This is a genomic window from Kitasatospora sp. NPDC056181 (assembly GCF_042266225.1).
Taxonomy (GTDB): Bacteria; Actinomycetota; Actinomycetes; order Streptomycetales; family Streptomycetaceae; genus Kitasatospora.
Genome location: NZ_JBHJUK010000227.1, coordinates 1 through 10,110 on the forward strand (window position 1 = coordinate 1; position 10,110 = coordinate 10,110).

Below are 10,110 nucleotides of genomic sequence, written 5' to 3' on the forward strand. Positions count from 1 at the left end.
CACCAAAGGACAGCAGCATGCCCGTTCAGCGCATCCTCGACTCGACCATCCACCACCGGGAGTCCGGCACCGGGACGCCGGTCGTCTTCCTCCACGGCAACCCCACCTCGTCCCACCTGTGGCGGCACGTCATGCCGGCCGTGGGGGACGGCCGGTTGCTGGCCCCCGACCTCATCGGCATGGGCGAGTCCGGCAAGCCCGGCATCGACTACACCTTCGCCGACCACGCGCGGTACCTGGACGCCTGGTTCGACGCGCTCGGGCTCGACGGCGTGATCCTGGTGGGGCACGACTGGGGCGGCGCCCTGGCCTTCGACTGGGCCGCGCGCCACCCCGGCCGGGTGCGGGGCGTCGCGTTCACCGAGACCATCGTCAAGCCGATGGCCTGGGAGGAGTTTCCCGAGGGCGGGCGGGAGCTGTTCCGGGCGATCAAGACGGAGGGCGTCGGTGAGGCGATGATCCTCGACGACAACCTCTTCCTCGAACAGGGCCTGCCCGGCACCGTCGCCACCGCACTCGCCCCGGGCGACCTCGACGTCTACCTCAAGCCGTACCCCACCCGCGAGAGCCGGCTTCCGCTCCTTCAGTGGCCGCGCTCGATGCCGCTGGGCGGCGAGCCTGCCGAGGTCGTCGCGCGCATCGAGGCGTACGACCGGTGGCTCGCGGCCAGTGTCGAGGTGCCCAAACTGATGATCAACTTCGCCCCCGGGCCGGGGACGATGGTGCACGAGGACACCATCGCGTGGTGCGAGGCGAGCATCGCCGGCCTGACGGTCGAGAGCTTCGACGCCGTCGCCGGGCACCACACGCCGGAGGACCACCCGCTGCTGATCGCCGGGGCCGTCGCGGCCTGGGCGGACGGGCACGGCCTCCGTGACCGGTAGGCGAGAACGCCGTCCGGCACCCGCCGAAGGTGGAGCGTGACGCTCCCGGCGCGGGGCGCCCACGTGGTCGAGCCGTCCCGGGCCGCGTCGAACGAGCCGTCCGGCGCGTCGGGCACGGCGAACCCGGTGGATCGGGCACGGGGAATCCCGGTGCGTCGGGCACGGGGAATCCGGGGAGGGGTGGACTGTCGATTGACGGTCAGCGGCGGGAAGGCGACGGGCGGATGATGTGGAGCGGGCAAGGGGCGGGGCCGGTGGACCGGGCACAGGCCGCGGACGGTACGCCGGGGCGCCGTGAGGTGCTGGTTGTCGGCGCCTACTTCGCCGATCTGGTCTTCCGGGGCCTGGCCCGGCCCGTCCGGCCCGGGACGGAGGTGTTCGCGGAGGCGCTCGACCTGGTGCCCGGAGGGGCGTTCACCCCGGCGATGACCATGCACCGGCTGGGCCACGACGTGGTCTGGGCCACCGACTTCGGTACCGACCTGTTCAGCGGGCAGGTGCTGGCCGCCGCCCGGGCGGAGGGGCTGGACGAGACCGGGTTCCGTCACCACCCCGGCCCGCTGCGCAGCGTCACGGTCGCGCTGTCGTCCCCCGGCGACCGGGCCATGGTCAGCTACCAGGACGCGACCGCGGCTCAGCCGCTGGCCGGCCTGCTGCGCGAGCACCGGCCGAGAATGCTCATCCTGCCTCAACTCCAGTACGGACCAGACGTGCTGGGCGCTCTCCGGACGGCCCGACAGCTCGGGACGGAGGTGTTCATGGACTGCCAGGACATGCCCGGCACCCTCGACACCCCGTACGTCCGCGAGGTGCTCGCAGCGGTGGACGTCTTCGCACCCAACGAGTGCGAGGCGTTGCGGCTGACCGGTGCCGGAACGGTGGACGAGGCCCTGCACCTGCTCTCCGGGCTGGTCCGCACCGTGGTGGTCAAGCGCGGCGGCGACGGGGCGTGCGCCGTCCGCGACGGGAAGCGGTACGACCTCGACGCCGTCCCGGTCGAGGTCGTGGACACCACCGGCGCGGGCGACTGTTTCAACGCCGGTTTCCTCCACGCCCACCTCGCGGGAGGGGAACTGCCCGACTGCCTCGCCGCCGCCGTCGCCTGTGGCGCTGCGGCGACCAGCGGTCCGGGCTCCGGCCATGCCCCCGACGCCGCCGGGCTGCGCGAGTGGCTCGCCAGACTGCCCCACCGCTGACCGTTCCCGACGCTGACCCGCCCGCCACGGCTGACCGTTCCCGACGCTGACCCGCCCGCCACGGCTGACCGTCCCCGCCGCTGACCGTCCCCGCCACTGACCCGTCCGCCATCGGTCGTCGCGCCATCAGTCGTGGCGCCACCGGCCGTCGCGCCACCGCCGAGCGCCCGGCGCACGGACGGCGCACCACCGGCGCGCGACCCCGTGCGTCGCACACCGTGTCACGCCCGATTCACCCGGTGATGGGTTCGTGTTAGCGTCCGATGATCCTGATCTGAGCTGCGCCCCGGTCCGACGGCCGGGGCGCAGCTCCACATGGCGATCGGCGAGGGGGCGGCAGCATGGCAGCACCGGAGACGAATCGGCGGACGGCAGGGCGGAGGACCGCGCACGCGGCCGCCGCACCGCCCCAACTGGGGCGCCCCGAAAGGATCCTGGTCACCGACCTGGACGGCACCCTGCTCGGTGGTGACCGGGCCGACCGCCGCCAACTGCACGCCGCACTGGCCCGGCATCCCGAGGTGACCGTGGTCTTCGCGACCGGCCGGGGGCTCTCCTCGGTGCGCGAGGCCCTTCGGGATCCGTTGGTGCCCCGGCCACGCTGGATCATCGCCGACGTGGGGGCGAGCGTCATCGACGGCACCGACCAGACCCCCGTCGCGGGCCTGCAACGCCGGCTGCGCAGCGGCTGGCCCGGGGCCGAGCGCGTACGGGCCGCGCTACGCCGGTTCCCGGCGCTGGTCTACCAGCACGGTGTGGTCCAGGACGGCCGCTGCTCGTTCCACCTGCGCCCGGAGGAACTGACCGGCGAACTCACCGACGCCGTAGGGGCCCTGGGCTGCACCTGGCTCTACTCGGCGGAGCGCTACTTCGACGTGCTCCCGACCGGTGCGAGCAAGGGCAAGGCCCTGGCTGCGCTGGCCACCGAACAGTGCTGGCCGATGGAGTCCGTCCTGGTCGCCGGTGACTCCCTCAACGACCTGTCGCTGTACGGGCTCGGCGCGCACGGCGTGATCGTCGGCAACGCCGAACCAGCCCTGCTCGCGGCCGTCCCCGAGGGCCCCGCCGTCCACCGGCCCGACCGGCCGGGCGCGGCCGGCATCCTGACGGCTCTTCAGGACCTCGGCTGGGTGGAACGCGACTACCCGCTCGTGGTCGGCTACCACCGCCCACCGGTCCACCTGACCTCCGGCGGCTGGAGCCCGCCCGCGAGCCCCAACGGCATCCTGCCCACCCTGCGCAGCCTGTTCGCCGCCAACCCCCAGGCCGTCTGGGCCACCGCCGCCGTCCTCGGGCCGCACACGCGCCCCGCCCGCCTGGAGGGGCACGGCACCGGGCTTCCGCTCTCCTTCGTGCCGCTGAGCCCCGCGGAGTGGGCCGCCTACTTCCACCGCGCCTGCAAGGAGACGCTCTGGCCGGTCCTGATGTCACAGCCCCAGCTGCTGCGCTTCGACCCGGCCACGTGGACCGGCTACCGCGAGGTGAACGCGCGCTTCGCCGACCACATCGCCGCCCGTGCCGCGCCCGGCGCCACGGTCTGGCTGCACGACTACAACCTCTGGCTGGTCCCCGGGCTGCTCCGCCCGCTCCGCCCCGACCTGCGGATCGGCCTGTTCCACCACACCCCGTTCCCGGCGCCGGAGATCTTCGCGACGCTGCCCACCGCGGCCGAGGTCCGCGCCTCCCTGAGCCGCCTGGACTGGGCCGGCTTTCACACCGAGACCTTCGCCGGGCACTTCCGGCGGGCCCTCGCCGGAGCCCCGGGCACGCCCCGGGTCGGCGTCCACCCGCTCGGCATCGACCGCGAGGCCGTCGCCGCAGCGGCCCGCGCCAGCGTCCGCACCACCGTTCGTACCGCGGCTCGTACCGCCGCCCGCGACCGGGCCCGCGACCGGGCCCTCGCCCGGGTACGGGCGCGCACCCGCAGGCCCGGAGGCGGGACGGCCGGCGGACCGCTCGTGCTCTCGGTCGAACGACTCGACTACGCCAAGGCCCCGGTCCAGAAGGTCGAGGCCGTCGCGGCCCTGCTCGCCCGCCGCCCCGAACTGCGGGGACGGCTGCGGTTCCGGCTGGTCTGCCCGCCCCCCGAACCCGGCATCACCTCGTACGACGCGACCCGGCGGGCCCTGGAACGTCGCATCGCCGAGGTCAACGGGGCCTGGGGAACGAACGGTTGGCAGCCGGTGGAGTACCTGCCGCAGAGCCTGCCGTTCACGGAGGTGGTCGACCACTACCTCGACGCCGACGTGTTCTGGGTGACGTCCCTGCAGGACGGGATGAACCTGGCCGCCAAGGAGTTCATCGCCGCCCACCGGGCCGTCGGCCGCTCCGGGGTCCTGGTGCTCTCCCGCCACGCCGGCGCCGCGACCCAGCTCGGCAGCGCGGCACTGCTCACCGACCCCCGCTCACCGGAGGACCTGGCGGACACCCTCCACCGGGCGCTGGCCCTCGGGCCGGAGGAGCGCCGCCTCCGGCTGGCACGCCTCGCCGATCTGCTCGGCGACCACCACCCCGCCGACTGGGCCGCCGAGATCACCGCGGCGATCCGCGGGGACGACCTCCTGGCCGACCTCCCGACCGACCTTCCGACCGACCTCCCGGCCGACCCCCCAGCCGGTCGCCAGGAGGACACCGACGCCCTGGCCGTCGGCGCACGGTGACGTGGCTCTGCCACGGTGCTCGGTCACATCGCTCCGCCCACGCCGCGCGGGCTCAGCGGCGGCCGGGCCCGGCCGCCGCCAGCGCTGCGGCGACGACCTCCGCGATCCGCCGCGGCTCCTCGTTGGGCAGGAAGTAGCTGGTGCCCCGGATCGTGACCACCATCGCGTTCGGACAGACCTCCAGCGTGCGCCGCTCCTCCGGGGTGAGCGCGCCGTCGCCCTTATCGGCGTGCACGACCCAGACCGGCACCCCCGTGCCGCACAGACGCGCGGCCGGCTGCTCGTGCGCGCCGAGGTGGTCGAGGTAGCCGCTGAGGATCCCGCGCATCACGTGCGGATCGTTGCGGCGAAGGTCCGCGAGCAGTTCGGCCCGGCGCTCCGGCGGCACGCGCATGCCGCGGGAGGCCGGACCCATGAGCTTCAGCAAAGCGGCGGACGGCAGCGCGCCCAGCACGTCGCCGAGGCGGCAGAACGCGCGGAAGAAGAGGGGCTCGTCCCGGGGCGAAAGGCTGATGCCCAGCAGTACGGCGGGCCCGGTGAACGCGCCGGTCGCCAGCAGCTCCACCGCGACGGTGGCCCCCATGCTGAACCCCACGACCACGTCGCAGGCCTGTTCCCGGGCCAGCCGCCCGACGTGCCCGGCGAGGGTACCGATGGCGAAGTCCTCGGGCGGCGCGGTTCCGCAGTGGCCCGGCAGCGTCACGGCGACGAGCCGCGTCCGGGCGAGTGCGGGTTCGGCCATCAGCTCGGCGTACGAGCCGGCGGCGCACAGTCCGCCGGGCAGGAGGAGCACGCTCTGCGCCGCGTCGTCGGGCCCCGAGGTGAGGACGTCCCACGCGATGTCCATCGGGTGTCCTTCCTCCGCGCGCCGGACCGCGGTGCGGGTCACCGCGATGCGGTCCACCGTGGTGCAGTCCCCGCCGTGCGGCCCCCAGGCGTGAGCCGGGCGGGGCCCTGCGGCGCTACCGGAACAGGGGCTTCCCCTTCATCTTGACCGCCAGGACGTCCGCGGGCCAGCCGGTCGACCCGGGCCGGCCGCTCAACGCGGACACCCGTTCAACCCTGGCCGGCCGTTCAACCCTGGCTGGCCGCTCAACCCGTCCGCCCGGTCGACCCGGGCCGCCGGCCTGCCTCGTCACCCGCCTGCCTTGTCACCCGCCGGCCTCGTCTCCCGCCGGCTCCGTCACCCGCCGGCTCCGTCACCCGTAGGCCTCGTCACCCGCCGTCCGCGTCGCCGTGTCCCACCGGGTCGGGCACGGCGTCCAGCAGCGCGGCCCCGTTGTTGCGGACGCTGTTCACCGCGGTGGAGACCGGCCGCACCGCAAGCTCGTTGCCGGCCGGGGTGTGCAGCAGCCGCCGGAGCCCGGCCGGGTCGGTGTGCTCAGGGTCGAGCCAGGCGTCCAGGTCGTCCGCCGCGATGGTCAGCGGCATCCGGTCGTGGACCCGGCCGGCGGCGTCGGTGGCGTCGGTGGTGATGATCGTGGTGGTGGTGAGCCACGCCGCCGGGTCGTCCTCGGGGACGGAGCGGTCCCGCCAGAACTCGTAGAGCCCCGCCATCACCAGCGGCCCGCCCTCGCGGGGGTGGAGGAAGTACGGCTGCTTGAAGGCCTTCCGGCCGTCCGCGGCGGGCACGGGCACCCACTCGTAGTAGCCGTCGGCCGGGATCACGCAGCGCCGCTTGGCGAACGCGGTACGGAACGCGGGCTTCTCGTGCACCGTTTCGGCCCGGGCGTTGATCAGTCGTGCCCCGCCGGCCGGGTCCTTCGCCCAGGACGGCACGAGCCCCCAGCGGACCGGGCGCAGCCCGCGGGCGAGTTCACCCGTCTCGTGGTCCACGCGCTCCAGCACCGTCCACACCGTGTCCGTGGGTGCCACGTTCCAACTCGGCGCCAGCGACTCGACCGGGGTCCAGCGGGTCACCCCGAACAGTTCGACGAGGTCCTGGGGTGTCGAGGTGGAGACGAATCGGCCGCACATGCCCGCCACTCTGCCACCGTCGGGCGGCCGGGGCGGTCCATTTCGGCCGGTCCACCGTGTCGCAACCGGTGCGGAACCCGCCCCCGCCCGCCGGCCGCCCCGCGTGCCGGTACTCGGCCCCTCCGGCCGGACCGCCCTGCGGGTGGCCCCGCCCGACCGCCCAACCGACCGACCGCCCCGACCGACCGACCGCTCCGACCGACCGCTCCGGTTGCCCCGCCGCCCCGGCCGTGGCCGTTCACTCCCCGGAGCCGAGGAGTCGGAGTAGCGTGTCCGGTCATGGACGCCGGATTGCTCTGGACGGCCGGGGGAACGCTCGCCGGATGTTTCGCATTGGGGCTCACCAGTTGGCAGTTGCGACTCCAGATCCGCGAGCGCCGGCCGGGCCGGACGTCCGGGGAGTCCGAGCAGCGGGCCCTGCCCGGCCCGGCCACCGTGCCGGTCCTGGCACCCGTGCGGAGCCTGCCGGCGGAGATCCGCGGGCGGCAGGAGCAGCTGCGTGAACTCGTCGGCCTGGCCGAGAGGCCGGTCGGCCGGGTGGTCGTCCTCGCCGGCCTGGGCGGGATCGGCAAGTCGACGATCGCGGCGGCCCTGGCCGAGCGCGTCCAGGCCGGGATCCGCCGGCACGTGTGGTGGGTGTCCGCCGCCGAGCCGGGGAGCCTGATCGCCGGGATGCTGGCGGTCGCCAGGGTCCTCGGTGCCTCGGTGGCCGAGCAGGAGGCCATCGCCTCCGGCACGCCCCAGGCACCGGACGCCCTGTGGGCCGTCCTGGAACGGGAGAAGCACCGCTGGCTGCTCGTCATCGACAACGCCGACGCCCCGCAGGCGCTCGCCGTGCCGGGCGCCCCGGCCGGGTCCACGAGCGTCGCCGACGGGAGGGGCTGGCTGAGGGTGCCGCGCACCGGCCTGGTCGTCGTGACGACACGTCAGGTCGACGCCGCGACCTGGGGCAGGGGCGTCCTGATGCGCAGGGTCGAGCGGCTGGGCCCGGCCGACGCCGGGCGCATCCTGCGCGACCTCGCCCCGCACGGTGGGACGGAGGAGGAGGCGGCGAGCCTGGGCGATCGGCTCGGCGGTCTGCCGCTCGCCCTGCACCTGGCCGGCAGCTACCTCGGTTCGGACTTCGCCCTGACCAGGCGGTTCGCCGACTACCAGCGGGCGCTGGACGGTTCGCCCCAGTCGATGGACCTGCTGACGCCGGATCCGGACCTGAGCGGCGACGCCAGGTCCACCGTCATGTACACCTGGGAGACGTCCCTCGACGCCCTGGCCCGCTACGGCGTGCCCCAGGCCCGTACCCTCCTCAGGCTGCTCTCCTGCTTCGGCGCGGCGACGCCGATCCCCGACGACCTGTTGCAGGTGGGGCTCCTCGCCCGGCTGCTCCCGGCGGAGGCGGCGACGCCGACGGAGCAGGTCATCTGGCTCGAACAGGGCATGCGCGGGCTCATCCGGCTCGGCCTGGTGAGCCGGCTGCCGGCGTCCTCGGAAGACGGCGACGACCGTGCCCTGATCCTGCACCCCGTGGTCGCCGACGTCAGCCGCGCGCACCTGGTGGCCGACCGAAGGGCCGGCCGCCCGGTGGCCGGGGCGATCGGCTCCACGGCCGCCGACCTGATCACCGAGGCGCTGGCGAAGCTCGAACAGGACCGGCCGTCGGACTGGCCGGCCTTCCGCCTCCTGGCACCGCACTTCCGGGCTCTGCTGAACACCACCGCGGACAGCCTCGGCCCGCGGGACCTCACCCGGATCGCCCGGTCCGCGGGCACCCTGACCGACTATTACGAGTGGAGCGGGCCCGCCGCGTTGGGCGAGGAGGTCGCCCGCGCTGCCCTCGCCGCCGTGAGCCGGCTGCCGGCCGGCGACCAGGAGGTCCTCGGACTCCGCTACTGGCTGGGCCGGAGCCTTTCCCTGCAAGGCCGTTGGCAGGAGGCCGACACCGGGCTGCGGCTGCTGCACGCCGCCCAGGTGGAGCACCTCGGCGCCGAGGCGCGGGACACGCTGCGGACCGAGGGCGAACTCGCCCGCATCGTGGCGGACCTGGGGCGTTACCCGGAGGCCGGTGCCGCCCTCCGCTCCGTCCTGGCCGCCCAGGAACGCACCCTCGGAGCCCGGCACCCGGACACGCTGGACACCTACCACGCTCTGGGCCGGGTGGCCGCGCGCCGGAAGCGCTGGGACGAGGCCGAGTCGATGTTCCGCACCGCCTGTGACGGACGGGCCGCCGTGTTCGGCATCGACCACCCGGCCACGCTGGCGAGCCGCAACCGCCTGGCCTGGACGGTCGGGCAGCAGGGCAGGCTCCAGGAGGCGGAGGCCGAGCTGCGGACGATCCTCGGCATCCGTCGCGCACTGTTCGGGGACGAGCACCACGACACCCTCGCCACGCGTGAGCGGCTGGGCTGGGTGGTCGCCCTGGACGGCCGGCTGCCGGAGGCCGAGGAGGAGCTCGGCGCCGTCGTCAGCGCGAGGACGCGGCTGCTCGGCGCGGACTACCTCGGAACCCTCAACGCCACCGTCCTGCTCGCCCAGGTGATCGCCCGGCGCGGGCGCCCCGCGGAGGCCAGGGCCATGCTCGACGGCGTCCACCAGCGGCAGGTGCGCCTCTTCGGGGCGGACCACCCGCACACCCGGGAGACGTACGAGCTGATCGGGGGCCTGGGTTGACGCGCCGCGAGGCCGGGCCCGGGCACTCCCGACCCGCTGATGCGGGGGTGGAAATGAGGCAGTGGTCCCATGCCTGCGGAGCGTCGGCGGCGCGATACTGAAGGGACGGGACGTATCCCGGGCCCCTCGCGAAGGGAGACGCACATGTATGCGCATTGGGGCACCTTCAACAAGGCGGCGAGCCTCGGCGTCGGCCTGAGCTTCGCCCAGGACGCGCTGCAGGCACAGGGCTTCCAGGTGTGGGACCTCGCGGGTGACGGTGACTACCAGGTGATCGGCGGGACGGGCGATGTGATCGCCAACGTGGTCTGCGTCCCGCAGCAGGGGAACCTCTGGGTCACGGTGAGCGCGTACTCGCCCGACTCCGGGCTCGCGGAACGCACCAGGAACGACGTGAGGTCGCACATCGTCAGCGCGCAACTGATCGACGAGAACCCGTAGGCCGTGGATTCAGGTCCGGGGGACCGTCCCCGCCCCCGGCCCGGACGTTCTCCGGCGGCGCGTGCCGGCGTGCAGTTCCGGCAGGTGGTCGTCGAAGCAGGGGCGGCGGTGGGCGAGTTCGCGCCGGAGGCCGGCCCGTTGTGGTGACGGCCTGATTCGAGCAGCTCGGCGCCGAGGGCGATCCGGGGCTGGCCGCGGCCGGGTCGAAGCGGCCACGGTCCGCCACGGCGGCGTGGCGGCGGCCGGACGCCGCCACCCCCCCGTTGCAACCGGGGGCACGGGCGTCCG

At 74.7% G+C, this 10,110-nt stretch carries 7 protein-coding genes; 5 read left to right on the forward strand and 2 right to left on the reverse strand.

The annotated features are described in order from the left end of the window. The first annotated feature begins 17 nt into the window (after nucleotides 1–17). The 3 genes from ACFC1F_RS40950 to ACFC1F_RS40960 all read left to right on the forward strand — a co-directional run bounded on the left by ACFC1F_RS40950 (nucleotide 18) and on the right by ACFC1F_RS40960 (nucleotide 4,740). Nucleotides 18–884: a haloalkane dehalogenase gene (locus ACFC1F_RS40950; RefSeq protein WP_376166603.1), complete on the forward strand. Its 867-nt coding sequence runs from the start codon at nucleotides 18–20 to the stop codon at nucleotides 882–884. Between the two features lie 254 nt (nucleotides 885–1,138). Continuing rightward, nucleotides 1,139–2,080 carry a carbohydrate kinase family protein gene (locus ACFC1F_RS40955; RefSeq protein WP_376166605.1) on the forward strand — a complete coding sequence of 314 codons (942 nt, stop codon included), beginning with the start codon at nucleotides 1,139–1,141 and terminating at the stop codon, nucleotides 2,078–2,080. A 341-nt stretch (nucleotides 2,081–2,421) separates the two neighbouring features. Then, the gene (locus ACFC1F_RS40960) at nucleotides 2,422–4,740 is read left to right on the forward strand and encodes a trehalose-6-phosphate synthase (protein WP_376166607.1); all 2,319 of its coding nucleotides are present in this window, start codon (nucleotides 2,422–2,424) and stop codon (nucleotides 4,738–4,740) included. A 52-nt stretch (nucleotides 4,741–4,792) separates the two neighbouring features. Here ACFC1F_RS40960 and ACFC1F_RS40965 read toward each other — a convergent pair whose 3' ends face one another. Together ACFC1F_RS40965 and ACFC1F_RS40970 are read right to left on the reverse strand one after the other, a co-directional pair. Next, complete coding sequence (locus tag ACFC1F_RS40965) at nucleotides 4,793–5,587, reverse strand: alpha/beta fold hydrolase (RefSeq protein WP_376166609.1); 795 nt, start codon at nucleotides 5,585–5,587, stop codon at nucleotides 4,793–4,795. 368 nt (nucleotides 5,588–5,955) lie between these two features. Further along, a complete protein-coding gene (locus tag ACFC1F_RS40970; RefSeq protein WP_209417035.1) occupies nucleotides 5,956–6,717 on the reverse strand; it encodes an SOS response-associated peptidase in 762 nt (253 codons plus the stop codon). A gap of 279 nt (nucleotides 6,718–6,996) precedes the next feature. Between ACFC1F_RS40970 and ACFC1F_RS40975 the strand changes: the two genes are divergently transcribed. Then, nucleotides 6,997–9,381 (forward strand): tetratricopeptide repeat protein, encoded by a 2,385-nt coding sequence (locus ACFC1F_RS40975; protein ID WP_376166611.1) that lies wholly within the window; start codon nucleotides 6,997–6,999, stop codon nucleotides 9,379–9,381. Between the two features lie 144 nt (nucleotides 9,382–9,525). After that, nucleotides 9,526–9,822, forward strand: coding sequence for a hypothetical protein (locus ACFC1F_RS40980; RefSeq protein WP_209417033.1), 297 nt, complete (start codon nucleotides 9,526–9,528; stop codon nucleotides 9,820–9,822). Nucleotides 9,823–10,110 lie beyond the last annotated feature (288 nt).

Bases quoted from the DNA above. Each gene is read 5' to 3' on its own strand.
- ACFC1F_RS40950 (WP_376166603.1), top strand. From the start codon at position 18: ATGCCCGTTCAGCGCATCCTCGACTCGACCATCCACCACCGGGAGTCC.
- ACFC1F_RS40960 (WP_376166607.1), top strand. From the start codon at position 2,422: ATGGCAGCACCGGAGACGAATCGGCGGACGGCAGGGCGGAGGACCGCG.
- ACFC1F_RS40965 (WP_376166609.1), bottom strand. From the start codon at position 5,587: ATGGACATCGCGTGGGACGTCCTCACCTCGGGGCCCGACGACGCGGCG.
- ACFC1F_RS40970 (WP_209417035.1), bottom strand. From the start codon at position 6,717: ATGTGCGGCCGATTCGTCTCCACCTCGACACCCCAGGACCTCGTCGAA.
- ACFC1F_RS40975 (WP_376166611.1), top strand. From the start codon at position 6,997: ATGGACGCCGGATTGCTCTGGACGGCCGGGGGAACGCTCGCCGGATGT.
- ACFC1F_RS40980 (WP_209417033.1), top strand. From the start codon at position 9,526: ATGTATGCGCATTGGGGCACCTTCAACAAGGCGGCGAGCCTCGGCGTC.